This window comes from Oceanobacillus sojae (assembly GCF_007991515.1).
Classification (GTDB): Bacteria; Bacillota; Bacilli; order Bacillales; family Amphibacillaceae; genus Oceanobacillus; species Oceanobacillus sojae.
The window spans coordinates 111,508-138,058 of the sequence record NZ_BJYM01000015.1 but is presented as its reverse complement, the minus strand read 5'-3'; the positions used below and the strand labels follow the sequence as shown (position 1 = coordinate 138,058).

Here is a 26,551-nt window from a genome sequence, read left to right as displayed (position 1 = left end):
AAATGAGGGCGGAGCATGTTAATGGATAAAGATTATTTTCAGATAAAGCAGGAGCAGGCAAAAGGGTATTTTCAAGCCTTGCAAGCTCAAATACAGCAAGAGGACTTTGCTTCAAACTTGATAGAGACGCTTCATAATTATCAACAGACGAAAAAGAGAAACTGGATAAATATCGATAATTGGAAGCATCAGCCGGGCAAAACATTTATTTCCCAGCTTACAAAAACGGGTCAGCTTGATTCCTATTTGGAGCGTAGTATTTCATATATCTATTTTCGCGACCTTGGCAGAGATATTACTTCGGAAGCAATGCAGAAAAGAATAGCTGTTGTTACAGAAGGTGTTAAAAATTATTTGAATAGTAAGGAACAGCAAGTACCTTTCCATGTTACAGAGCTGTATCAAATGGCAGAAAAAGAATCATTGGAAGAGGTTTTCTTTTGGGTATCCGATAAACTGAAGCATGTTTCAGCAATACTTCCTGATGGATTAGATAAAAATGAAGCGAAAAGAAAAATAATGAAAATTATAGCCGGGATCGTCATGCATGAATTTGAAGAATTGGATGACGAGCTGTCCAAAGAAACAAGAAGGAAGCTGTTAGATCAGGCTGTTTGTACAGGCTATTATTATGGTTTGACATATCCATTGATTGATGATGTTCTCGATGCGGATATGTTAACAGCAGCTGAGAAGAAGTCCTTTGCTTATTTTATCCGGCAAACATTATTAACAGGGGAAGTGCTTCCAGTAAAAGCGGATGACTGGCAGAATAAGCATTGGGATTTCATTTCTACAGTGCACGAGGAACTGTCAGAAGCATTTCATTATTTAAAGTCATGTCAGCCGGAAGAAAATAGACAGATTTTCCTGGAAAATGCTTATTTATTTTTCGAAGCACAGGAACTGGACCGGCAAAAGCGGTTAGATAATAACAATTATACAAATGAAGAACTGTATACATCCGTTATTTTAAAATCAGCTTCCTCAAGGCTGATTATCCGTTCTTTTAAACCTTTTTCAGAGGTCGAAAATATAGAAACAAATATGTTTTATTATGGGATATATAACCAGCTTGCTGATGATTTAACAGATTTAGAGGAAGATCTTGCAAATAATAATGTAACGCCATACACGTATTTTGTTACGTATAGTAAACAGGATACAGGCTTAATAAATCCCTTTGCCATGTATTGGTCCGTTATTTATTACTTTATCCATACGCTTTATCCGGGAAAGACAGAGATAAGAGATATTATTTTGGACCGGGCGATTAATGGTCTGAAGCGTCTGAAGGCAAGATTAGGAAAAGAATGTTATCAGGCTTTCAAAGAGCAATTTTCCTTTGATGCGGATTTTGACAAAGCTTTAGAAAAAATAGTAAACCGCAGTCACAATGTGGCATTCTTTGATAAATGGATTCGCGATCAATTTTTAGATACATTAAAACAAAATAAGCAATTAAAGATACAGTTCGTATCTAAAATGAAAGATATAAAAGAACAACTTGAAGAGCACCTTACCTTTGAATCGAAGGGAAATGCATTAAAAGAAGCAGCAAACTACAGCCTGTCAGGCAATGCCAAGCGTTTACGCCCGATTATGACATGGATCATGGCAAAGGAAGGGCTTCAGCTTCCCGATAATTTAATCTTGCCATTAGCAAAATCAGTAGAATTTATGCATACAGCCTCCCTAATTTTTGATGATTTGCCATCCCAGGATAATGCTTCTGCAAGAAGGGGCAAGCAGACATTACATGAAAAGTATAACCATGCAACAGCTGAACTGACCGGGCTCTGGTTAACACAGCGTGCAGTAGAGGAACAGGCTGTTATCAAGCATCAAGATCCCAATCGGCTTTTGGAGCTTATTGCTTACTCCACCCGGACAACGCAAAAAATGTGTCAGGGCCAATTCTTTGATCTGCATGCTAAAGGAAGCTCCTTAGCACTCAGCGAGTTAAGGCAATTATCGGTTTATAAGACCAGCCTCGGATTTGAAGCAGCGCTGATGATGCCGCTTATTATTGCCGGAGAGTCCGATGAGCGTAAGCAGGCCGTTAAGGAGTTAGCTTATCACGCGGGGATTGCCTTTCAAATTAAGGATGATTTATTGGATATAACAGGTGATGCGAAGCTGTTAGGTAAACATCCAGGCCAGGATCAACGGAACAATAGCTCGACCTTTGTTTCTATTCTGGGAAAAGAAGAGGCGCAGAAGGAAATGTGGAAACACTACCTGGAAGCGAGAAAAGAATTAGCAAAGCTTCCGGACATTCCCTTCTTTTATCAGCTGTTAGACTATTTGATATTACGTGATCATTGATTTTGATAGTTTAAGTAAATCCGGTTAAATATCACATTCTGTTTTATACTTATCACTAGTACATTTAATAATTGGTATTTTTATAGACTGGTAAAGATGTTCAATCTCTCCTTACCAGTCTAAATTTCATTACAAGCCAAATTCCCTTGGGTAGTCATCACGATTCATTGTATATATGATTTCTCCTGCCATATCTTCAAAATCGTCTGCATAGTTAGTTTGTTTAACAAAATTAGCGTTGCTTTCATCATCTTTATCCTCAAAAATAACATAATGGTTGGCTCCATCAACTTCCACTCGATAGTATCTGGTAGAATTCATAACTCCAGCTACATTTTGATTGATTTCAAATGTTTCTTCATTGCCGCTTTCATCAGTAATTGTTAAGATTTTTTCTTCGGAAAAGTGAAGCATTACATTTTCGCCTGTATCAGAAAGCGCATACCAATCACCGGCGTACTTATCTGATGGTTTACAGCTTGCTAATAGAATAAGCCCAAATAAAATGATTACTGTCTTGCTTAATTTACTTGTCATATGTAAATTTACCCCCTTATAAGAAATGCCGTTGATTAGCCTCTCTTTAATTATAAGTAATGCATTCATCTGAAACAAGGAAATATAGAGATAAAACTATTATATATAATCATTACTTGAATTTTTAAGATTCAGTAGTGCTTCCCATTGAGAATTCGGGATAATATCTTATTTAGAAAAGAAGAGAGGGATATGGGTTAGAGCAATCCATTTTGAACAATTATGATTTAGATAGCAAAATATATGAGTATGGAATTAAACTCTCCAGCTTCGAGAAGCAGGGACTATGCTGTCACAGATATTTTTGTTCTTTACTAGTCTGGTATTGGCAGGCTGTAATAAAAAAGAAATTTCTGAAATGAATCCAAAAGATTTACCAGATGTAACGTCATTTCAGGATGAATTTACTCGGGAATTTATGGTATAGACGGAACCGGTAAAGGAAGGGTATTATTTAATGCAGTCAAAAACAGGAGAATATAAGATTTTATATCCAGAGGATGCAGAGTTAAGTAAAATACGGTATGATATGACAACCACAGATATAGGAGCTATTGAAAGGATTAGTTATGGAGGAGATTCTAAGGAGAAAGAATATTTATATCATGTACGTTTAATCTATGATTATGGAGATTTAGGCGGAGATGTAAATAGATTCAAAAATATTATGAGAGGTCATACGCACTACGATGGTGAATATGAAGTGATGGAATACGAAGATAAAACCATTCATTATGCCACAACAGAATATGTTACACGAGATGGAGAAGGAATAGCGTATCGTTATATAGGGATTATTCAATCAAATAACGCAGTTCAAGCCGTTGCTTATAATTATAACATTGTTACAGACTATGAAAATAATCTTGACTTAGATGCGTTAGAGAAAGAAGTACTGGAAATTATGGAATCAGTAGAATTTAAACAATAAGAAAAATTAAATTACATACACAATCAAATAGTTATCTTTTTAAATCATTTCGAACAAGCAGTAAGGAGAAAAAAGTAATGATGGGGAAAATTTCTTTATATGGAACAGTCATCCCAATAGTACTGATTTTACTTGTGGGATTTATATTAATAGGAGGATGGAAATATTTTCTGCTGATTGCTGGGATAGTTGCAGCCGGTAAGCTGTTAAGCAAATTTTTATCAAATGCATGGGTGAACCCTATCTTATTTCTCCTATTTATAGCTGGGATGCACTATTTAATTCAAGATATCTATGTCACGATGATTTTTGCTTTTAGTTTAATTCTCATGAGATTAATCGAAATATTTATTAATAATAAGAAAATAGAAAGCGTATTAGCATTTATCGTCATGTTTTCGGCAGCACTTATCCTGGAATATTCGGAAGAGCTATTCCATAAAGAGGTGGAAGTATCTGAAGCAGAGGTCTATCCTGTTGAACAGGAATTTGAAGCAGTATATGATGTGGTCGAATATGCGGTTATTAAAATAGAAGAGAAGCCGAAGCGGATTACCTTACATTTTGCAGTAGAACGGGCTGATTCTATAGAAGAAATTGAGGAGCTGGGAAAGAATTTTGCTGAAATGGTAAGTATTGAGATTAGCGAGACGCAAGAAATAGAAGGCTCTGATAAAGAGAGCTATGGAGATCTTTTTGTGGATTATGACCTGCGAATTATTATAAGGGAAGAAACCAGAAAACTTTCAACGGGATCAAAAGATACGAATGAAGCAAAAATCTCATGGTATGTATATGAGATAAACTACTAGCAGATGCAAACGATGAAAATATAATAATGACAGTTTCGCTGCTATATTAACATAAAAAAGAATTATACCTTACTCAATCTTTGATAGAGTATGAAATTTTACCAAAAAGAACAGCAAACTTCAGCAGTTTATGCATTACCCTCCGATTCTATGTTATTATTTTTCCATACATACTAAATATTACGAACAGTTATTTAAGAGTGATTTGAAGGTTTGGCTCTTTAATATGGATAGAATTTCTGCAAGGAAGCAGCTTTTGTCTGACTGGGAGGAGGGTGAACAGACATGCGAAAAAAAGACCTGCCACTAATGCTCCAAATGATGCTGTTCACCAGTGGATTAATCTGCTTTACGCTGCTTGTTACAGGAATACTTATTGGATATAATCAGGCGTCAGAAACAAAGGAAGCGCTTGCGGATAAAGCGAGTTTAAGTGCAAGTCATTTTGCCCGTATGCCTATTGTTGTTGATGCACTTGAAAAAGGGGAAGCTGGTGAGAGTCTCCGTTCCATCGCCGCTGAAGTACGTGAGAGTAATGATTTACAATATATTGTGCTGATGGATATGAAAGGAATCCGCCTGATGCACCCTGTTCCTGAACGGATTGGAGAACATTTTGTTGGAGGAGATGTAGACGCGGTGCTTGAAGGACAGCGCTATACCTCTGAGGCTGTTGGTACGCTGGGCCCATCCATGCGGGCTTTTGAACCAGTTTATAATCAAGAGGGAACGCAGATTGGTGCGATTTCTGTAGGAATTTCAACCAAGGTAATTAATCAGGCTGTGTGGGATAGCTTGAAAATCACTATTTTAGGAACTGTTTTAAGCCTTGGTCTCGGTTTGACAGGTTCCTATTTTCTAGCAAGAAGGCTGAAGAAAACATTGTTTGACCTGGAGCCTCAGGAAATTGCCTATATGATAGAAGAACGGGAAGCAATGCTGGACAGCGTGAGTGAAGGAGTTATTGCCATTAATGCAGATCATCAAATTATTATTGCTAATCCATCGTCAGGATTTATGCTGGAACGGGCAGGCTATCATGGAAATATTATTGGTGAAAAGATAATAGATGTCTGGCCGGAGCTTTCGCTGGAGGTATTATTAAACGGTGAAAAAGCAGTCTATGATAAATCTGTCCGCTTTGGTAATGCAGAAATGATTACGAATAGTGTTTCCTTTAAAGTGGATAAAAATGGTGTCGGCGCGCTTGTTACTTTTAGAGATCGAAATGAACTGGATGCCATTATGAAGAAGCTGTCCGGAGTGGAGTCCTATGCACATACGCTGCGGATGCAGACGCATGAGTTTATGAATAAGCTTCATATTATCGGTGCAATGGTTTATACAGAGTCCTATGAGGAGCTTGCGGAATATGTGGACAGCCTTTCGCAGATTTATCAGCGGGAGACTGGAATGATTTCCGCTCATATCGATGATGTTGCTATTGCCGGGTATCTTTTAACTAAATTAGAACGGCTGGAACAGCTTCAAATTGATGTAGATATCCAGGGGGAGAACAAATGGCCAAGTCTTTCTGATCCAACTGCTGTTGACCGTTGGATTACGATTATAGGAAACAGTCTGGAAAACGCAGTCGATGCAATGGTTGGACAGAAGGAAAAAAAGATTACGCTGGTTTTTGATGTTTTTGGTGAAGCGTTATTCTATGAAATTCGTGATAATGGAGCGGGTTTTAATGTTGAGAACTTACCCTCTATACTAGAGAAAGGTTATTCGACAAAAGGATTGAATCGTGGATATGGGATGACGATTATGATTAATGCGATTAAAGCAGGAAACGGAACCTATCATATTCAATCTAAAATCGGTGCAGGTACATGTTTACAAATTAAGGTGCCATATGAACATAATGATGAAGAGAGGAATAATTCAAAATGATACGTATAGCTATTATTGAAGATGAGCCGCTTATTTCTAAATTTCATCAGAAGTATATTGAAAAAATAGATGGTTTTTGCTGTGTTGGAAGTGTGGAAACAATTGAAGAAGGTATTAGGCTGGCGAGACAGCCCGATATTGATTTAATTTTACTTGATGTCTACTTACAGCAAAAAAATGGGCTGGATTTATTAAAGCAAATCCGCTTGGAAGAAATAAATGTAGATGTTATTTTAATCACCTCCGCCAATGACCAGCAATCATTAAAAACAGGCTATCGATATGGTGTGGTGGACTATCTTTTGAAACCATTTACCTTTGAGCGTTTCCAAGAATCCCTCTTACGTTATAAGCAAACAGTACGATTGGCAGAAGGAAATGTCCATCAGGCAGAGGTAGATCGTTTATTTCATCCGCGTGAAAAGCCTGTTTTAAAGCCGGAGGACTTGCCAAAAGGAATTACAAAAGAAACATGCCGAAATATTCTAGCGGTAATGGTGGAGCATGAGGATTGGCTGTCGGCGGCAGATTTGAGCTCCTATGCAAAAATTTCACATGTTTCTTTACGTAAATATTTACGTTTTTTTGAGGAAAAGAAGCTGCTTGAAAAAAATGTGATGTATCATAGTTTCGGACGTCCGCTGCAGCAATATAAACTCTCCCGGGCAGGAAAAGACAATCTCCAACAATTTTAGTTTCGATTAGTTAAAAAATATATACAAACAAAATAAAATAGTCGAAAATAGGAGTGAGTTTTTAGTAAGCGTTTTCAAAACGGGAGGGAGTTTGATTCATGAACTATGTAACTTCGGCATGGCAGGAACTTTGGAAGCAGCATAAACGTACAAAGAATTTATTAAACATTTTTGCCATTCATAAAAATGTTGCTGAAAAAGAAAAAGATGTGGATAAACGTAGGCAAGCTTCTGCAACAAATAGCGCAGGCCAGGGACAATCTGGAAAATCAGGAAACGAGCCGCCTAAAGCGCCTTATGCGAAACCACAGCTTATAGGTTTGATTTTAGGACCATTATTATTTGTGTTGACAATGTTTTTTTTCCATCCGGAGGGACTGTCACCTGAAGGAAAAGCTGTTCTTGCTTCGACATTATGGATTGCAACATGGTGGGTTACAGAAGCGCTGCCGATTCCGGCTACTTCACTTCTGCCGTTGATACTGCTGCCAATGACAGGCGCATTGGAAGGTGGAGATGTAGCTTCAGCATATGGTGATGATATCATTTTTCTATTCTTAGGCGGTTTTTTTATTGCAACAGCTATGGAAAAATGGAACTTGCATAAGCGTGTGGCCCTTTTTATTATTTCAGTAATTGGAACAAGTGTACAGCGAATTTTACTTGGATTTATGTTAGCGACCGGCTTTATCTCCATGTGGGTGTCAAATACAGCTGCAGTTATGATGATGATACCAATGGGATTAGCAATTATTGCTCAGGTAGCAAGTGTTTTAAAGGGAACACCAGAGGAAAAGGAATTGCCAAAGTTTGAAAAGTCCCTTATTTTTGGTATTGGATATGCTGGAACCATTGGCGGTTTAGGGACATTGATTGGTACACCTCCAAATATTATTCTGGCAGGACAGCTTAAGACATTATTTGACGTGAATCTTTCTTTTGCAACATGGATGCTTTTTGCAGTTCCTGTGGTTATATTTATGCTTTTCTTTACTTGGTTATACTTAGGAAGAATTGCGTTTAAGACAACGATCAAGGAGCTGCCCGGCGGGAAAGAGTTAATTCAGAATGAGAGACATAAGCTGGGTAAGGTGGCTTATGAAGAGAAAATAGTAGCATTTGTCTTTCTTTTTGCAGCATTTATGTGGATTTCCAGAGAATTTTTTTGGTCAGAAGACGGTTTAATTTTTTATATTCCAGGAATTTCGGACGGAATGATTGCAGTAATTGCGGCAGTAATGTTATTTGGTATTCCAGCTAAAAGAGAACCCCGTGTCCTGTCATGGAAAGATTCGCGTGATATACCCTGGGGTGTACTATTACTTTTTGGAGGCGGTCTGGCGATTGCGGTAGGATTTACACAGACAGGTTTATCTGACTGGCTGGGGCAGCAGCTGACCGTTCTGGATGGATTACATTTACTTATCATTATTTCGGCAGCTACCCTGCTGATTATGGCATTAACTGAAATTACATCAAATACGGCAACAGCGACGATGATTTTACCGGTAGTAGGTGCATTAGCAGTTGCTTTAAATATTCATCCATTTGCATTGATGATTCCTTGTGCAATGGCAGCAAATTGTGCATTTATGCTCCCGGTCGGAACACCACCAAATGCCATTATTTTTGGTACAGGTAAGCTGAAGATTATCGAGATGGTTAAAGCTGGGTTCTGGATCAATGTGGTAGCAACAATGATTATTGTATTAGCTGTCTATTACCTTGTTCCAATAGTTTGGGGAATTAATTTATCTATTCTTCCCGGAGAATTTAAGTAGATGAAGTAGATAAGAAAAAGAAATTCAGTAAAATAAGTTGGAAATATCCTTAAGAGCTGACAGTTTAAGGAACACTTAAAAAAACGCATTCATTCAAAAGACGAGTGGGTGCGATTTTTACTAAAATAAGTGTTTTTAAGATGTGCAACCTGCAGCGTTAAATAAAAATTTGTAATTGTGAGGAGATTCATGATGAAAAAGATAACGATTGCCAATATACCCGGAGACGGCATTGGGAAGGAAGTTGTCCCTGCAGCAACAGAGGTCTTGAACACGATAGCCGCTATTCATGGCGGATTAAAATTTGAATTTACCGAATTCCCCTGGAGCTGTGAATATTACCTGGAACATAATCAAATGATGCCTGATGACGGTATGGAAAGACTGCAGGATTTTGACGGCATTTTTCTGGGGGCTGTTGGAAATATAAAACTTGTTCCTGACCATGTGTCTTTATGGGGACTTCTTATTAAAATCCGTCGTGAATTTGAACAAGTGATTAATATTCGTCCTGCAAAAGTCATGAAAGGAGTAAAATCTCCACTTGCGAACGCGAAAGACTTTGATTTGATTATCGTTCGTGAGAATAGTGAAGGGGAATATAGCGAGATTGGAGGAAAAATTTACAGAGGAGAAGATGAATTAGCAATCCAAAATGCTGTTTTTTCAAGAAAAGGGACGGAAAGAGCAATGCAGCATGCCTTTCATTTGGCTTCTAAACGGAAAAAACGAGTAACAAGTGCGACAAAATCAAACGGAATTACTTATTCTATGCCATTTTGGGATAGTGTATTTGAAGATGTATCAAAGGGGCATCCTGAAATTAGTACTGATTCGCAGCATATTGATGCATTATCGGCATTCTTTGTGACACACCCTGAAAGGTTTGACGTTATTGTAGCAAGCAATTTATTTGGAGATATTTTGTCGGATCTGGGCGCTGGAATTATGGGCAGTATTGGCATCGCACCATCCGCAAATATTAATGTGAATGGGAAATATCCATCGATGTTTGAACCGGTTCATGGTTCAGCACCAGATATTGTCGGAAAAGGAATCGCTAACCCAATTGGTCAAATATGGACTGCCAAAATGATGTTAGATCATTTTGGAGAAGAAGAGCTTGGAAATACATTATTAGATGTAATTGAAAGTGTAACAGGTGATGGCTTCTTAACAGCTGACCTTGGCGGGAAGCATAGCACAAAAGAAGTTACAGATGAAATTATTAACGAGCTGAAAAAGATTGATAAAAAAGGATAAAAACATACTGTTGCTTTTATCATATACGTACTAAGTTCTAAACAGGAGGCTAAATAATGGGTGATAAATCAGAACTTAATTCATCAGAATTCAAACATGGATGGGCAAAGGTTAATAATATCAATCTGCATTATGTAGAGGCAGGAACAAATTCGTCCAAGCCTGTTATTTTATTGCATGGGTTTCCTCAAAGCTGGTTAACCTGGCGTTATGTGATACCCCATCTTATGAAGGAACATCTCGTTATAGCTGTTGATTTGCGCGGCTATGGTGACTCAGATAAGCCGGCTGGAACAAAAGGCTATGATAAGTCAACAATGGCTTCTGATATCCATGAATTAATCAAACATCTTAACCTGGAAAATGTAACTTTAGTGGGGCATGATCGTGGTGCCAGGGTTGCGAGGAGATTTGCGTTAGACTATCCTGATAAGGTTGCTGGTATCGGACTCATTGATATTCTTCCAATGGAATATCTTTATGATAAATTAACAGCCTCAGAAGCGGCTAAGAAATATTGGCACTGGACATTTCACCTTGTTCCTGATCTGCCGGAAGCACTTATACAGGGAAAAGAGGAAATATATCTTGAATTTCTGTTCAGACGTGCTCCAGGGCTCCTATCCCTTCTTAAATCAGATGGTTCGTGGGAAGATTACCTGCGTGTATGGAAACAGCCAGAAACGTACCGGGCTGCACTGAGTGATTACCGGGCCACACACGAGGTTGATTTACCGCAATATAGAGCAGAGAATGCCGCTGGCAAGCTATTAAAAACACCCACCTTTTTATTATGGGGAGAAAATGGCAACCTTGCCGGCCAGCCAGTGCTTGATATATGGAAAGAAGCAGCTCTTGATGTTCAGGGAAAGCAGCTCGGAAATTGCGGACACTATGTTCCAGAAGAGCAACCGGAGCCTGTTTCTGAGTATATTTTGAAATTTATCAGAGAGAATCAGAGGGGGTAATGTGAGCGAGTGAAGCTGATAAAGGGTTTCACCTTGTCGCCAGGCATATGAAACTTCTTTATAAATGGATTAAAAATATTTCCTCTTAGTTGTAGCGTTCATTTTAAGTGAACAATAATTTGCTGCCTTTTCAGAACCTGTCTTTATATTTTTAATGCTGGAAATCTAACTATAATAATGTGAAACGCCCGGGGTTTTCACTTTTAACCGCCGGGCGTCAACAGCTATATCAGTGATTTATAACCGAACCTAAGAACGATTTCTGCGATGTCTTTCTTTGCCGCCCTTCATGGCATTTAATTCTTCTTTACTTTTCTTCTTTTTCTTTTTACCTTTATCTACACTCATTAAAATACCTCCTTTTTGATTAGTATGAGCTAAAAAAGATAATTTATTTGTATTTCCTGTTGACATGTTCTTTATAAAGAACTAATATATAAATTATACAAGCAGATAAATTTTTTTGGACATTACGTTCTTTATAAAGAACATTAAATTATAATATGAAAAAAGGTTAGGGGTGATTCCAATGAATAATAATTTTCATAGCTATGATGAACAAAATAATATAAAAGAGATTGATCTGAAACAGTATTTTATTTTAATAAAAAAAAGATTTTGGATTATTATCATTATTACGATTATCAGCACACTGACCGGCTACTATTTCAGTAACCATGATAAAGCACCTATTTACGAGACATCTACCAGAATGATTCTGGGGTCCGGCAGTGAGGATATGAATACACTCATGGTTATGATAAAGGACCCGATTGTCATGGAAGGAGTTGGCGAACAATTACAATTAGAAAGATCAGTTAATGCAATGGCAGATCAAATTACCGTTTCTCAAGTGGATGAATCACAGGTAGTACAAATAACCGTAACGGATTCAAATCCAGAGATAGCAGCTCAAATTGCAAATGCAACAGCCACAACGTATAAAAAGGAAATGGGGAATATATTAGGGTTTAATGAAGTACAGCTGTTATCAGAGGCAAAACCCGGTGCCGCTCCAATTAATCAAACATCCAGCAATTTAACAATCATCACTTTTGTATTCGGACTTATCATTGGAACCGGATTTGTTTTTCTCTTAGATTCACTGGATGTAAAAATAAGAAAGGAAAGCGATGTCGAGGCGTTATTAGGAGTTCCAGTTTTAGGTACGATATCCAATATGAATAAAAGAAAATTTGCAGCCAAGAAAAAAAGTCGGAAAATAAAGCTGATAAAGGGGAGAAAAGTTGGTGTTAAACAAAATACATAACCATAACATAAATAAACTGCATTTACTGGCTTATTCCAATCCAGATTCCACCATATCGGATCAATTCCGGGCAATACGATCAAATATACAATTTTTGCGGGAGAAAAAGAAAAATTCTATTTTACTAATTACCTCGCCCGAGGATGGAGAAGGGAAATCAACAGCTACTGCTAATTTAGCAGTGTCGATGGCCAGGCAGAATGAAAAAGTTCTGCTCATTGATGCAAATTTAAGAAGTCCTATTTTGCACACAACTTTTAGAATGCCAAATTCAAATGGTTTATCCAATATTCTTAAAGGACTGTCAAAATTAGAAGAAACCATTTACCGTACTGACGTTCCACATTTAGATATCATCACAGCAGGTCCTGAAGTTTTCAATCCAGCAGAAGTTCTTGAAAGCAACGCTATGAAAAAATTATTAAGTAAACTGGACAGCCAATATGATATGGTACTGATTGATTCGCCTTCGGTGTTACAGACAACCGAAACAAGAGTAATTGCCAATCAGTGTGAAGGGGTTGTTCTTGTATTAAAGCGGGGAAAAACGGAAACTGAAAAAGCTGTAAAGACAAAACGGGTACTCGATTTAGCAAATGCAAATTTAATTGGTGCGATTTTAAACTAATTCTATTTTTTTTAATCTTTTGTTCGTTATAAAGAATTTTTTGATTGGAATTATATCGGTGATGTCATACTTACCGTTATCAATGTAGACACTCGGCTATGCTGTGGGTTGATTCAACCTTAGACGCGTTCGTTGTCAATAGTATAGTGTGAGGACGGGTTAGATGCCCGATGTATTACTACATATAATGAAACTTGATTTAGCGGGAGTTTTACAACTGTTTTTGGAATAAATAGTCATCATGTATATACAAAAGAAAGGAGGAGCAGATAATGACACATCGACAGCGAATATCCTTATTTATTATTGTTGATTCCTGCATTGTGCTATCAGCAATTTACTTTGGTATGTCTCTATTAAGTTCTTCAACTCCTCAGCTAAATATCTCAATGTTAATAGGCAGTCTTGCTATATTATTATCACATCACTTGTTCTCAATAAAATATAAACTTTATAAAAAGCATTGGGAATATACGAGTATTCAGGAGTTATTAATTATTTTAAAAATAGTTACTTATTCTATACTGACGGCAATCCTTGTTCATTATATATTTATACAGGAACTGTCCTGGAAATTATTTGTTGTAGCCGGGCTTCTTCATCTATTCTTCATTGGCGGCTCCCGTTTAGTCTGGAGGATATACCGCGATACTATCCTGAATAAATCAGAAAACAAAATCCGTACATTGATAGTTGGAGCTGGTTCAGCTGGAACAATGGTTGCCAGACAGCTGTTAAAGAAGAATGAAGGAAGTTTACGGGCAGTTGCTTTTATTGATGATAGCCCCAAAAAACAACATCTTGATATTTTAGGGCTGCCTGTTGTCGGCGGTGTAAATCAAATAGAAAGTATCGTGGAGAAATATAAAATTGAACATATTATTATCTCTATACCGTCTTTAAGCAGGAAAGAATTAAATACAATATTCCAGGAATGTGCAAAAACAAAGGCAAAAACACAGGCTTTGCCTCACTTGGAAGACTTAATCACCGGGAAAATTTCTATTAATGAATTCAGAGATGTTCAAGTAAAGGATTTACTTGGCAGAGACCAGGTAGAAATGGACATGGAAAGTATTTCAGATTATATTTCAAATAAGATTGTCTTGGTTACTGGTGCAGGAGGATCGATTGGCTCTGAAATTTCGAGACAGGTTGCAAATTTCAAACCAGCTCAGTTAATTTTACTGGGACATGGTGAAAATAGTATTTACTCTATAGAAATGGAGCTCAGGGATGTATATCACGGTAGTGAAATGGAGTTTATAACGGAAATAGCAGATATCCAAGACGCAAAAAAAATGCTGTATATTATGCACAAGTATAAGCCTGATGTTGTCTATCATGCTGCTGCTCATAAACATGTGCCGTTAATGGAGCGTAATCCGGAAGAGGCTGTGAAAAATAATATTATCGGGACAAGAAATGTTGCTGAAGCAGCTAGTAAAAACAATGTTGGTATTTTTGTCATGATATCGACGGATAAAGCAGTAAACCCGACCAGCGTAATGGGCGCATCCAAACGATTAGCTGAAATGATTGTTCAAGCTATGGACAGGCAGAGTAATACAAAGTTCGCAGCAGTCCGGTTTGGAAATGTTCTGGGCAGCCGTGGAAGTGTGATCCCCTTATTTAAAAAGCAAATCAAAAATGGTGGACCAGTGACGGTAACACACCCGGAAATGGTCCGTTATTTTATGACGATTCCAGAAGCATCCCGACTTGTTATTCAAGCAGGAGCTTTAGCAAATGGCGGAGAGATATTCGTTCTGGATATGGGAGATCCGATAAAAATAATCGATCTTGCCAAAAATCTTATCAAGCTGTCCGGCTATTCTCTAGATGATATAGAGATTAAATACACGGGGATTCGTCCTGGTGAAAAGCTTTATGAAGAATTACTTCAGGAGAATGAAGTGCATAACAACCAGGTATACCCCAAAATATATGTAGGTAAGCCAACAAATATCTATATAAATGAAATCGATGAGATTATTACAATATTTGAAGACATAGATTCTGATGCACTGAGAGAGCGGTTATTGAACGTAGCAAATAATGTAGTCATGAAGGAACTGCAGGCAGTGAGTATATAAAAAATAAAGTATTAAGAGGATATTTGTTTGAACATAGAAGAAGATGGGCTAAAAAACGAAAGGGGTGAGCTTTAATTGTCTAAGAAGATACTATTTTGTGCTACAGTAGATTATCATTTTAAAGCTTTCCATTTACCATATATGAATTGGTTTCAAAAACAGGGCTGGGAAGTTCATGTGGCTGCAGCGGGAAATATTAATTTACCATATACAGATAAACAATTTAAAATTTTGATTCAGCGTTCCCCTTTTCATCCATCAAATATGAAAGCATATAAACAACTAAAAAGAATCATTAATCAAAATAGCTATTCAATAATTCACTGTCACACACCATTTGGAGGGGTACTTGCCAGGCTGGCTGCCAAGGAAACAAGGAAAAGGGGAACAAAGGTTATCTATACAGCGCATGGCTTTCATTTTTGCAAAGGGGCACCCTTACAAAATTGGCTGTTTTATTATCCAATAGAAAGGATGCTGTCAAGGTATACGGATACACTGATACTGATTAATCAGGAGGATTATCATTTAGCAAGAACACATAATTTTAAAGCGGGGTCTATTGAACATGTACACGGGGTCGGCATAGATATAGAGAAATATAAGCCTGTACATGAACAGAAAAAGAGAGAATTAAGAAAGTCATTTGGTTATAAAGCCGATGACTTTTTATTATTTTATGCAGCAGAATTTAATAAAAATAAAAACCAGCAATTACTATTGCATGCTTTAGCTTTGTTAAAGGATAAAGTTCCAAATACAAAGCTTTTACTTGCCGGGAAAGGGGCATTATTAAAAAGCTGTCAGCAGCTGGCACATCAATTGGGCGTCAGTGGGATGGTTGATTTTCTCGGATTTCGAAAAGATATTGAGCAAATTCTCCCGATGTGTGATATAGGAGTGGCATCCAGCTTAAGGGAAGGATTGCCAGTTAATATGATGGAGGCAATGGCTTGTGGTTTACCGGTTGTAGCAGTAGATAACCGGGGGCACCGGGAACTTATCGAAAATGAAAAGCATGGCTGGATTATCTCAAATCCAAATGCTGTTAAGTTTGCCAACAAATTAATACAAGTCTCCAATATGACTGAACCTGGACTTACGCTTGGAAAGTGCGCCAGGGAAAAGATTGTATCATCCTATACAGTAGATAAAATACTTATGGAAAAAAGAAAAATTTATGAAAAACATATGGAGAAATGGGGGGAAGTTCATTGGGCAGTCCATTAAGAGTATTACATGCAGTGGTTAACATGAACCATGGCGGTGCAGAAACCCTCATTATGAATCTGTACAGAAATATAAACAGAGAAAAAGTTCAATTTGATTTCCTTACCTGTAAAGCAGGACTGTTTGATAAAGAAATTGAAGCGATGGGCGGAAAAATTTATCGAATCCCCTATCTTACAGAAGCAGGACACTTCGGTTATCTGCAGGCATTAAATACATTCTTTACGGAGCATAAAACGTATAAGATTATTCATTCCCATATGGATAAAATGAGCGGATTTGTTATACGGGCAGCAAAAAAAGCCGGTATTCCAGTCCGGATTGCACATAGTCATAACACACAAAGTGAAGGGCATTTATTTATAAAAATGTATAAGTGGTATGCCGGAACATTTATCAGACCAAATGCGACACACCTATATGCATGTTCACAAGCAGCAGCAGAATGGATGTTTATATCTGAAGCGAAGCAGACATTTATTTTGAACAATGGTATTGAGATAGATAAATTTAAATATTCAAATATAAAAGGAAGCTTATTAAGGGATGCATTCAATATTACGGAAGAGGCATTCGTTCTTGGTCATGTTGGCAGGTTTCATGAACAAAAGAATCATAAATTTATCATCAATCTATTTTATATTTTAAATAAAGAAATGGAAAATTTGCATCTTGTATTCGTTGGGGACGGCCCTTCCAGAAAGGAAATGGAGAGAAAAGTTAAAGAGCTGAAACTGGATAAAAAAATAAAATTTCTCGGGGTAAGAGATGATATTTCCGACTTGCTGCAGATGTTTGATCTCTTTATATTTCCATCTTTTTTTGAAGGATTACCAGTTACACTTGTTGAGGCTCAAGCCTCCGGACTGCCATGTATTATATCTGATTCTATTACAGAGGAAGTGGATATGAACTTAGGGCTGATCCATCGATTATCCATATCCGATAAAGATTTGTGGATACGAAAGGTCAAGGAATTAAAAAAAGAACCTCCTTCCAGAGAAATTGTAAAGGAACACCTGGTAACGAAAGGGTATGATATCAAGTATACAGCTGCAGACCTCCAAGCAAAGTATTTATCGGTGGGAGGGAGGTAATATGAAGAAGCTTACTATTTTTACTCCTGCTTTTAACAGAGCCTACTGTCTGCATCATTGCTATGAGAGTTTAAAAAGACAAACGTGTAAAGATTTTATCTGGTTAGTGATCGATGACGGCTCAACAGATAATACGAAGGAACTGATTGAGACATGGCAGGAGGAAGAGAAAGTGGAAATAAATTACTGCTGGCAGAAAAATCAGGGAATGCACGGAGCGCATAATACAGCATATGAAAAAATAGATACAGAATTAAATGTGTGTATTGATTCCGATGATTATATGCCAGACGATGCAGTAGAAAAAATCCTCGCCTTTTGGGCGGCTCATGGTAATGAAAAAATCAGTGGACTGGTCGGACTAGATGCTGATAAGGATAATCAAATCCTTGGAACAACACTTCCAAAGCATCTCAAGCAGGCTACCTTATTTGATTTATATTATAAGCATGGAGTAACAGGAGATAAAAAGCTGGTTTACCGCACAGCATTAACTAAAAAATATCCGTACCCTATTTTTGAAAGTGAGAAATATGTAGGACTGGCATATAAATACTATATGCTCGATAAAGATTATGAATTGCTATTAATGAATGAAGCCATCTGTCATGTGGAGTATCTTGCAGATGGCTCATCGAGAAATATGCTGAAACAATATCATAATAACCCGCTAGGCTTTTCCTTCTACCGTAAGGAGCTGATGAAGCTGCCCTTTGCTGATACAGCATTTAAATTCAGACAGGCAATCCATTATGTATCCAGTAATTTAATCAGCAAAAACGGAGCATTTATCAAAGAAACGCCGGAAAAAATACTTACAGCCTTGGCTTTTCCTTTAGGATTTTTATTATATTTATATGTTTTATCAAAAAACAGGAGAGTGAACGTGTAATTTTAGCGGAAAGGATATAGCAAATGACTTTACTCTGGATCAATCTTGCTATTGTTTTTCTCTGTGCTTTATCTGCAAGATATTTTGCAAAACTCGTGCCGATAACAAATTCAGGTTTAACTATTCATATAAAACCCAATAAACTGCTCGTATTTGGAGCTCTTCTGTCACTTATACTGGTTTCAGGCCTTCGTGCCGGAATAGGGGATACATTTAATTATCGAAATATATTTGAAAAGAACGATTTTACCTGGGAGTATATTACCTCTGAAAAAGATATTGGGTTTGGTATCCTGCAAATGATTATAAAAAACTATATATCAGCTGATTCACAGATGCTGATTTTGATTACAGCGCTGATAACCAATCTTCTTATTGTCCTTGTTTTATACAAATATTCCAGGCTGGTGGAATTAAGTTTATATGTATATATAACAGGAGGACTATTTTTAGTTTCGATGAATGGTATGAGACAACTGCTGGCCGCAGCAATTGCATTTACGGCAATTAAATTTTTAATCGACGGCAGTTTTTTTAGGTATGCACTTATTGTTATTTTTGCTTCATTCTTTCACCAAAGTGCGTTAATACTGCTTCCAATGTACTTTCTGGTAAGATTTAAAGCTTGGTCTAAAACGGCAATTGTCTTTATTTCATTTTCAGTAATTGTGGTACTTGGATATGAACAATTTACGGCTTTATTATTTACAGCATTGGAGGATTCACAGTATAGCGCCTACGATGAATTTGCGGAAGGCGGGGCTAATATTATCAGGGTTGTAGTGGAAGCAAGCCCTCTTTTTGTTGCGTTTTTAGGAAGAAAGAAGCTTCAAAAGATCTTTTCTGATAGTGATTTTATTGTAAATATGTCTCTGGTCGGATTGGTGTTTATGGTTTTTTCAACACAAGAGTGGATTTTTGCCAGGGTATCAATCTATTTTCAGCTTTATCAGCTTATTCTTATTTCCTGGCTGCCTAAGCTATTTAGAGAGAAAGATCAGAAAATTATTTATTTGATTCTGATCATCAGTTATTTTGCATTCTACTATTATGAAGCTGTCATTACGTTAAAAATAAATTATGTAAGCGATTTTTTAACCTTGTGACGAGGGAGGGAAACAAATGGAAGTTCTTGTGACTGGCGGTGCCGGTTATATTGGAAGCCATACATGTGTAGAGCTGATAAACGAAGGTTATGACGTTATTGTTCTGGATAATTTCTCAAATAGCAGCCCAATAGCATTACAAAGAATAAAAGAAATAACAGGAAGAGAGCTTAAAATATATCAAATAGACCTTTTGGATAAAGAGAATGTGGAGAAGGTATTCTCTGAGAATCAAATAGATGCTGTTATTCATCTTGCAGGTTTAAAAGCGGTAGGGGAATCCATATCTGTTCCATTGCAATATTATCAAAATAATGTCCTGGGCAGTCTCCTATTATTTGAAGTGATGCAGCAATTTTCCGTGAAAAATCTTGTATTCAGCTCCTCGGCAACAGTGTATGGTAACCCTGAAAAAGTTCCTGTAACGGAGGATATGAAACTGGAAGCAACAAATCCATACGGCCGTACAAAACAAATGATAGAAGAAATATTAAAAGATATGGCTTATTCCGATCCGCTCTGGAGTATTGCCTTATTGCGATACTTTAATCCGATTGGAGCACATGCCAGCGGTCTTATTGGTGAGGATCCGGGTGGGGTGCCCAATAATCTGATGCCGTATATTTCACAAATTGCAGTCGGGAAAAGAGAGCAGCTCGAAGTATTCGGAAATAACTATTCTACAGAAGATGGCACAGGTATCAGAGATTATATTCACGTAGTTGATCTGGCAGTCGGGCATTTACGGGCATTAGAACAAGTTCAAAAAGGAATAAGAGCAGAAGCTTATAATTTAGGAACAGGGAAAGGACACAGTGTTCTTGAGGTAATAAAAGCTTTTGAAAAAGTTTCCGGAATCCGGATTCCTTATAAATTTGTACATCGCAGACCGGGTGATATCAGTACCTGTTATGCGGATCCGGCGAAAGCACAGAATCATTTAAATTGGGTGGCGATGAGGGGAATAGAAAAAATGTGTGCGGATACATGGCGATGGCAGAAAAATAATCCTGATGGATACAGCTTTATAAGTAATCATAAAACACCGGTGGAGGCAGACATCGGTGTTTTTTATGGATAGATTATGGTGAATAAAATGAAAATTCGCAGGGATGGTATGTACAGAAAATATGTAAAGAGACCGATGGATGTCATATTAGCTTCAATAGCTATTATTATTCTCAGTCCGCTGTTATTAATAATAGCTGTTCTAGTTAAAGCGAAACTTGGCAGTCCAGTTTTGTTTAAGCAAAAAAGACCTGGACTTCATGAAGAAATCTTTTGGATGTATAAGTTCAGAACGATGACGGAGGAGAAGGATGGAAATGGGAATCTGCTTCCTGATCATGACAGACTGCCCAGGTTTGGCAGATTACTCAGATCTACATCTCTTGATGAACTGCCGGAGCTTTTTAATATCGTAAAAGGCGATATGTCGATTATCGGTCCAAGGCCTTTATTGGTGCAGTATTTACCTTTGTATAACCCACACCAGAAACGACGCCATGAAGTACGGCCGGGATTGTCCGGCTTGGCTCAAATCAATGGAAGAAATGCAATCAGCTGGGAGGATAAATTTCAACTCGATGTGGAGTATATAGATAATATCAGCTTTTTAGGGGATTGGAAAATTATTCTGATAACGATAAATAAAATCCTCATAAAAGAAGGTATTCATCAGGAAGAACAAGCAACTGTTCAATATTTCACAGGAGATTCGGAGGATGTATAAATGAAAATAATTTTTATGGGAAGAAAAAAATATGCAGCAGAGCTCATAGAGTGGACGTTAAGCCAAGGGGTGGAAATTGCAGCAGTTGTTACCGATTCACATTTTCCTAATTCACCAACTGCTCAAAAAGCTTCTGAATTAAGAATTCCTATTATTTCAATGGAAGAGGCAGAAAATATCCTATATGAGCCAGATCACCAAATTGATTTGATTATTTCTTATCTGTTTTGGAAAAAGATAAAGGAACCGTTAATCAGCGGGCCGTCATATGGCTGCATTAATTTTCATCCAGCTTTATTACCTGAATGGCGGGGAACAGCCGGGTATAATATGGCAATCTTAAATAAACTTCCAAGGTGGGGTGCTACTGCACATTACGTAGATAGTGGAATAGATACTGGCAGTATTATACGTACTTTTAAATTTAATTTTGATTATCGAATGGAGACAGCAGCAAGCTTAGAAAAGAAGACACAGGAAATTCAGGTAGAACTATATAAAAGTGTACTTTTAGATGCTATATCCCAAGGACGGCTGGCCTCAGTCAAACAGAATGCTAAACAGGGAAGATATATTACCAGAGTTGAAATGGAGGAAATGAAAGAAATTGATTTAATCAAGGATGATATAGATTTAAAAATCAGAGCCTTTTGGTTCCCGCCATACAATGGCGCCTTTATTGAAGTAGAAGGAAAAAAATATACGTTAATTAACGATTTTATCCTGAAACAGCTAATGAACAAAGATAGCACCGCAAATGTTGTAACTTCCGAAAGAAATCTTGTAAAGAATTAATAAAGGTTGTAAGAAAAACCAAGAAAATCACTTGATCTTTAAAACATTGGTGTTCTTGCCAAGGAGATGTCCGCTACGACGGTTTTCGATGGGACGAGTAATCGCAGTCCCAGGAAGTCGCTTTCCGCGGGCAACGCCTCAGTCTCCTCGGAAGAAGACCACTTCCTGCGGGGTCTTCACCTGTTGCTTTTCCCGCAGGAGTCGACTTCCCTTCGCTCCCATCTATGAAGAAATATGTTTCATTTGCTTTCTTTCAAAGAAAAGAAGCTGATTCTAGCGAAGGTTTTTGATGGGACGAGTAATCGCAGTCCCAGAAGAAATATACGGAGACTCCTGTGGGAGTGCGCAAAACGGAAAAGGAAGTTCGGTTAAGTTCGTCGCAACGTCCTGTCTCAGGCACCGAACTGACATACATCCTGTATGCCTCCAAAGTGTACTTCTTTTTTTCGAGGAGGCTGAGCTCAAGCCCACGGAAAGCGTAGTATATTTCTGGGGTTGCGATTACTCACCCCATCAAAACCGTTGGAGCGGCTATTCTTCATCTTATATCTATACTTTTTTATTTTTTTTAAAGGGAGCTGTTTTTATTGACCCAATCTAGAATCTATTTGTCCCCGCCGCATATGAGCGGAAACGAACTTCAATATATAAAAAGCGCCTTCGAATCAAATTGGATTGCGCCATTAGGGCCGAATGTAGACGCATTTGAAAAGGAAATAGCGGAAAAAACAGGGGCAAAAGGAGCTGTTGCAGTAAGCTCAGGGACTGCAGCAATCCATTTGGCTCTTTCTTTATTAGGTGTAACAGAAGGCGATACAGTATTCTGCTCTACATTAACCTTTGTTGCAAGCGCAAATCCTATTTTGTACCAGGGAGCAAATCCAGTTTTTATTGATTCTGATCCAGAATCCTGGAATATGTCTCCAAATGCTTTAGAAAAGGCATTGAGAGTTTCGGCTTTTGAAGGTAAACTCCCGAAAGCAGTCATTGTTGTTGATTTATATGGACAAAGTGCAAGAATGAACGAAATTGTCTACTTATGTAATGAATATGGCATTCCCATTATTGAGGATGCAGCGGAATCATTAGGTTCACTTTATAAAGGAAAGGCCAGCGGTACATTTGGTGATTATGGTATCTACTCCTTTAATGGCAATAAGATTATTACAACCTCCGGCGGCGGAATGCTTATTTCAAATAATATGAAAGCGTTGGTAAGAGCAAAGTATCTTGCAACACAGGCAAAAGATCCTGCTCCACACTATCAGCACAGTGTAGCTGGCTTTAATTATCGTATGAGCAATCTGCTGGCGGGTGTCGGCAGGTCACAATTGAAGGTTTTGGATGACAGAGTGAGGTTAAGAAGAAAGGTATTTAATATGTATTTTCAAGCTTTATCAGATCTGCCGGGAGTAAAGTTTATGAAAGAGCTGGAAGATACACAAAGCAACCGCTGGTTAACAACACTGACGATTGATGACAGAAAAGCGGGAATTACAGCAAAGCAAATTTTAGATGCACTGAATAAGCAAAATATAGAAGCCCGTCCAGTTTGGAAGCCGCTCCATTTGCAGCCGCTTTTTAAAAGGGCAAAATACTTTATGCATGATGAAGGAGGATCTGTTTCAGATAAATTGTTTGAAACCGGAATATGCCTTCCATCAGGCTCCAGTTTAACAGAGGTGGAACAGCACCGGGTAATAAGATGTATAAGAAATATATTTGACAGCACCATTCGTAAAAGGGTTGAGATGAAATTACAAGAATATGAGGTATAAGTCATGATTGGAGAGAAAATCAAAAAAATACGAAAGTCCAGAGGGCTGACTTTATCAGAATGTGCAAAGCGTGCAAATATATCAAAATCTTATTTAAGTAATATTGAACGAAATTTAAACCAAAATCCATCCCTGCAAATTATCGAAAGACTGGCAGGTGTATTGAATGTGGAGGTCAATACGTTCATCTCAGAAGAATCACGAATAGGACAAATACCAGAAACAAAATGGCTGCAATTTGTAAAGGATCTTAAGCAGTCAGGTGTAAAAACAAATGACTTACAAGCGTTTAAGACAGTAATTGAATTTGCAAAATGGCAGCAGGAGAATTTGGATAAAAACGATAAAGCAGGGGATGAAGATGAAAAATCCTGAGAAAATGAAAGTATTACAAATTGTTGGTGCTATGAACCGGGCTGGGACAGAAACGATGTTAATGAATTTATACCGGAATATAGATAGTGAAAAAATCCAATTTGATTTTATCTCCTACAATCAGGAAGAAGCACATTATGATCAGGAAATAAGAGAATTGGGAGGGAGGATTATCCGGCTAAAAAAAACGAATTCCGTTCTCGAACTCTATCATGTAATAAAGAAGTATGGACCTTATGACGCTGTTCATGCACATACCTTATTTCATTGTGGACTCTCCATGATTGCAGCACGATTGGCAGGTATAAAGGTAAGAATTTCCCATGCACATACAACGCTGGATGACAGTGAAGGGCTGCTTAGAAAGCTCTACCTTAAGTCGATGCGTTTTTTTATTTCTCAATATTCAACAGATCTGTTGGCATGCAGTGAGGCAGCTGGGAAATATTTATTTGGAGAAAAAAGAAGTGCAGGTTCAAAGTACACATATTTTCCCAATGCCATCGACTATTACCCATATTTGAAAAGGCCAGAAAACAAAGTAAATGAATTTCTGCTCCAACAGAAGCTGGGGAAGAGTATCATCATTGGACATATCGGCAGATTTATAGAAGCAAAAAATCACATATTCTTAATAGAGGTGATGAAAAAAGTCATTCAAAGAGATAAGCAGATGAAACTATTATTCGTAGGAGATGGAGATTTACGCGGTGAGATAGAAGCCACTGTATCAGTAGAAGGACTGGAAGAAAATATCCGCTTTGCCGGCTTAAGAGAAGATATTCCTACAATGCTGCATAGTATGGATGTATTTGTATTTCCATCTATTTATGAAGGCTTAGGGATGGTCCTGCTAGAGGCGCAGGCAAGCGGGGTTCCTTGCATTGTTTCAGAGGCCATTCAGCCGGAAGCGGATCTTCATATCGGTCTGCTTACCAAATTGCCTCTATCGGATCAACCGGATGTATGGGCAGATACGATTATTGCAAAAGCAGGGCAAAAAGAACGGAATCAGGCTGAAATCAGAAATGGATTTGAAAATAACGGTTATTCTATAGAGCAGGCAGTTCATCAATTACAGAAAATTTATCAATATAATGAGGTCGATAAACGTGGAAAATATATTGATAGCTTCCTTTGATTTGGAGGTAGGAGGAGTCGAGCGCAGCCTGATAAGCATGTTAAATAATTTTAATTATACAGACTATCACGTTGATGTTATGCTGTACAGCCATACTGGCGATTTTATGAATCAATTACCAGCACAGCCCAATCTTCTGAAAGAGTCAGATAGCTATAAAACGTTTCGGATGTCTATCAAGGATACATTTAAAGCGGGATATTTAACTATCGGGTTTGCCCGTTTACTGGCGAAGTATAAAGCTGCAAAGAATCAAGGCTCAGAAAAGGGCTATAAACAAATGCAATATATGTGGAAGTATGCATTGCCATTTTTACCGAAGCTGGATGCAGCATATGATGTGGCAATAAGCTATTTATGGCCGCATTATTTTGTGGCAGAAAAGGTTGAGGCTAAGATGAAAATTGCGTGGATACATACAGACTTTTCTGTAGTGGAAACCGATGAAACAGTCGATATAAGCATGTGGATGAAATTCGATTACATTATTGCAGTTTCCGAAGAATGTAAAAAGGCATTTATAAATAAATATCCTATTTTAAAGAAGAAAGTTACTGTTATCGAAAATATTACTTCACCTGATCTTATCCAAGCATTAGCAGCAGAAAAGCTTGAAAATCCAATGATTTACGATAATCGTTTTAAAATCATTACCGTAGCCAGATTATCTCATGCAAAGGGTATTGATAATGCAGTCCGGGCACTGAAACTTTTAAAAGAAAGAGGCTATCACAACCTTGCTTGGTATGCTGTCGGCTATGGTGGAGACGAGAAAATGATTCGAAGTCTTATATCTGATTATAAACTTCAGGATAACTTTTATTTGTTAGGAAAAAAAATCAATCCATATCCATATATGAAGGAAGCAGACCTTTATGTTCAGCCCTCCCGCTATGAAGGTAAGGCAGTAACGGTCAGTGAAGCGCAAATTCTTGCAAAGCCGGTGCTGATAACAAATTATTCTACTGCTAAAAGTCAAATTCTGGAGGGATATGATGGGATGATTTGTGAATTATCTGTTGATGGTTTAGCGGATGGTATAGAGGAACTGTATCATAATTTAAAATTAAGGAAGAAATTAGCTCATCATTGTTCCAGGTCCAATTTTAATAATTCTACCCGCGAATTAAGTAAGCTGTATGATTTAATTATATCGTCGTGTTAAAGACAATTCAAAGAGGCGTAAGGAAACACGTA

At 37.6% G+C, this 26,551-nt stretch carries 23 protein-coding genes and 1 pseudogene; 23 read left to right on the top strand and 1 reads right to left on the bottom strand.

All coding sequences use genetic code 11. The features are described 5' to 3' along the window. Positions 1 to 15: 15 nt before the first annotated feature. Positions 16 to 2,328: a polyprenyl synthetase family protein gene (locus OSO01_RS17240; protein ID WP_246145200.1), complete on the top strand. Its 2,313-nt coding sequence runs from the start codon at positions 16 to 18 to the stop codon at positions 2,326 to 2,328. A gap of 129 nt (positions 2,329 to 2,457) precedes the next feature. On the opposite strand, the gene OSO01_RS17235 is transcribed toward OSO01_RS17240, so the two are convergent. Then, positions 2,458 to 2,865 (bottom strand): hypothetical protein, encoded by a 408-nt coding sequence (locus tag OSO01_RS17235; protein WP_147211681.1) that lies wholly within the window; start codon positions 2,863 to 2,865, stop codon positions 2,458 to 2,460. A 286-nt stretch (positions 2,866 to 3,151) separates the two neighbouring features. Between OSO01_RS17235 and OSO01_RS23450 the strand changes: the two genes are divergently transcribed. From OSO01_RS23450 to OSO01_RS17130, 22 genes and pseudogenes are all read left to right on the top strand, one after another. Further along, positions 3,152 to 3,292, top strand: a complete 141-nt coding sequence (locus tag OSO01_RS23450; protein WP_156988494.1) for a hypothetical protein — start codon at positions 3,152 to 3,154, stop codon at positions 3,290 to 3,292. Between the two features lie 12 nt (positions 3,293 to 3,304). Next, positions 3,305 to 3,796 (top strand): annotated as a pseudogene (locus OSO01_RS17230) (YvcA-related protein); the annotation flags it as partial. A gap of 77 nt (positions 3,797 to 3,873) precedes the next feature. Next, positions 3,874 to 4,608: a hypothetical protein gene (locus tag OSO01_RS17225; protein WP_147211679.1), complete on the top strand. Its 735-nt coding sequence runs from the start codon at positions 3,874 to 3,876 to the stop codon at positions 4,606 to 4,608. A 285-nt stretch (positions 4,609 to 4,893) separates the two neighbouring features. Further along, positions 4,894 to 6,507, top strand: a complete 1,614-nt coding sequence (locus OSO01_RS17220) for an ATP-binding protein (RefSeq protein WP_147211678.1) — start codon at positions 4,894 to 4,896, stop codon at positions 6,505 to 6,507. Next, positions 6,504 to 7,202, top strand: coding sequence for a response regulator (locus OSO01_RS17215; protein WP_147211677.1), 699 nt, complete (start codon positions 6,504 to 6,506; stop codon positions 7,200 to 7,202). Before OSO01_RS17220 ends, OSO01_RS17215 begins: the two co-directional genes overlap by 4 nt. A 98-nt stretch (positions 7,203 to 7,300) precedes the next feature. Then, complete coding sequence (locus OSO01_RS17210) at positions 7,301 to 8,983, top strand: SLC13 family permease (RefSeq protein WP_147211676.1); 1,683 nt, start codon at positions 7,301 to 7,303, stop codon at positions 8,981 to 8,983. A gap of 192 nt (positions 8,984 to 9,175) precedes the next feature. After that, positions 9,176 to 10,246 (top strand): tartrate dehydrogenase, encoded by a 1,071-nt coding sequence (locus tag OSO01_RS17205; protein WP_147211697.1) that lies wholly within the window; start codon positions 9,176 to 9,178, stop codon positions 10,244 to 10,246. A 56-nt stretch (positions 10,247 to 10,302) separates the two neighbouring features. Then, complete coding sequence (locus OSO01_RS17200; RefSeq protein WP_147211675.1) at positions 10,303 to 11,214, top strand: alpha/beta fold hydrolase; 912 nt, start codon at positions 10,303 to 10,305, stop codon at positions 11,212 to 11,214. Positions 11,215 to 11,743: 529 nt separating this feature from the next. Then, the gene (locus OSO01_RS17195; protein ID WP_147211674.1) at positions 11,744 to 12,484 is read left to right on the top strand and encodes a YveK family protein; all 741 of its coding nucleotides are present in this window, start codon (positions 11,744 to 11,746) and stop codon (positions 12,482 to 12,484) included. Next, positions 12,465 to 13,112 (top strand): CpsD/CapB family tyrosine-protein kinase, encoded by a 648-nt coding sequence (locus tag OSO01_RS17190; RefSeq protein WP_246145198.1) that lies wholly within the window; start codon positions 12,465 to 12,467, stop codon positions 13,110 to 13,112. Before OSO01_RS17195 ends, OSO01_RS17190 begins: the two co-directional genes overlap by 20 nt. Positions 13,113 to 13,384: 272 nt before the next feature. Continuing rightward, positions 13,385 to 15,208, top strand: coding sequence for a polysaccharide biosynthesis protein (locus OSO01_RS17185; protein WP_147211672.1), 1,824 nt, complete (start codon positions 13,385 to 13,387; stop codon positions 15,206 to 15,208). A gap of 75 nt (positions 15,209 to 15,283) precedes the next feature. Next, the gene (locus tag OSO01_RS17180; RefSeq protein ID WP_147211671.1) at positions 15,284 to 16,438 is read left to right on the top strand and encodes a glycosyltransferase family 4 protein; all 1,155 of its coding nucleotides are present in this window, start codon (positions 15,284 to 15,286) and stop codon (positions 16,436 to 16,438) included. Next, a complete protein-coding gene (locus OSO01_RS17175; protein WP_147211670.1) occupies positions 16,423 to 17,535 on the top strand; it encodes a glycosyltransferase family 1 protein in 1,113 nt (370 codons plus the stop codon). The genes OSO01_RS17180 and OSO01_RS17175 overlap by 16 nt, the downstream gene beginning before the upstream one ends. A 1-nt stretch (position 17,536) precedes the next feature. Next, on the top strand, positions 17,537 to 18,427 hold the full coding sequence (locus tag OSO01_RS17170; protein WP_147211669.1) for a glycosyltransferase family 2 protein: 891 nt from the start codon (positions 17,537 to 17,539) through the stop codon (positions 18,425 to 18,427). A gap of 23 nt (positions 18,428 to 18,450) precedes the next feature. Beyond that, complete coding sequence (locus OSO01_RS17165; protein WP_147211668.1) at positions 18,451 to 19,533, top strand: EpsG family protein; 1,083 nt, start codon at positions 18,451 to 18,453, stop codon at positions 19,531 to 19,533. A gap of 16 nt (positions 19,534 to 19,549) precedes the next feature. Continuing rightward, the gene (galE, locus tag OSO01_RS17160; RefSeq protein ID WP_147211667.1) at positions 19,550 to 20,614 is read left to right on the top strand and encodes a UDP-glucose 4-epimerase GalE; all 1,065 of its coding nucleotides are present in this window, start codon (positions 19,550 to 19,552) and stop codon (positions 20,612 to 20,614) included. A gap of 15 nt (positions 20,615 to 20,629) precedes the next feature. Beyond that, on the top strand, positions 20,630 to 21,265 hold the full coding sequence (locus OSO01_RS17155; RefSeq protein WP_281289858.1) for a sugar transferase: 636 nt from the start codon (positions 20,630 to 20,632) through the stop codon (positions 21,263 to 21,265). Then, positions 21,266 to 22,060, top strand: a complete 795-nt coding sequence (locus OSO01_RS17150; RefSeq protein ID WP_147211666.1) for a methionyl-tRNA formyltransferase — start codon at positions 21,266 to 21,268, stop codon at positions 22,058 to 22,060. 623 nt (positions 22,061 to 22,683) lie between these two features. Then, positions 22,684 to 23,838, top strand: coding sequence for a DegT/DnrJ/EryC1/StrS family aminotransferase (locus tag OSO01_RS17145; protein ID WP_147211695.1), 1,155 nt, complete (start codon positions 22,684 to 22,686; stop codon positions 23,836 to 23,838). A gap of 3 nt (positions 23,839 to 23,841) precedes the next feature. Further along, the gene (locus OSO01_RS17140) at positions 23,842 to 24,213 is read left to right on the top strand and encodes a helix-turn-helix domain-containing protein (RefSeq protein WP_147211665.1); all 372 of its coding nucleotides are present in this window, start codon (positions 23,842 to 23,844) and stop codon (positions 24,211 to 24,213) included. Further along, positions 24,200 to 25,354: a glycosyltransferase family 1 protein gene (locus tag OSO01_RS17135; RefSeq protein WP_147211664.1), complete on the top strand. Its 1,155-nt coding sequence runs from the start codon at positions 24,200 to 24,202 to the stop codon at positions 25,352 to 25,354. The genes OSO01_RS17140 and OSO01_RS17135 overlap by 14 nt, the downstream gene beginning before the upstream one ends. Next, positions 25,326 to 26,519, top strand: a complete 1,194-nt coding sequence (locus OSO01_RS17130; protein WP_147211663.1) for a glycosyltransferase — start codon at positions 25,326 to 25,328, stop codon at positions 26,517 to 26,519. The genes OSO01_RS17135 and OSO01_RS17130 overlap by 29 nt, the downstream gene beginning before the upstream one ends. The last annotated feature ends 32 nt before the right edge of the window (positions 26,520 to 26,551 follow it).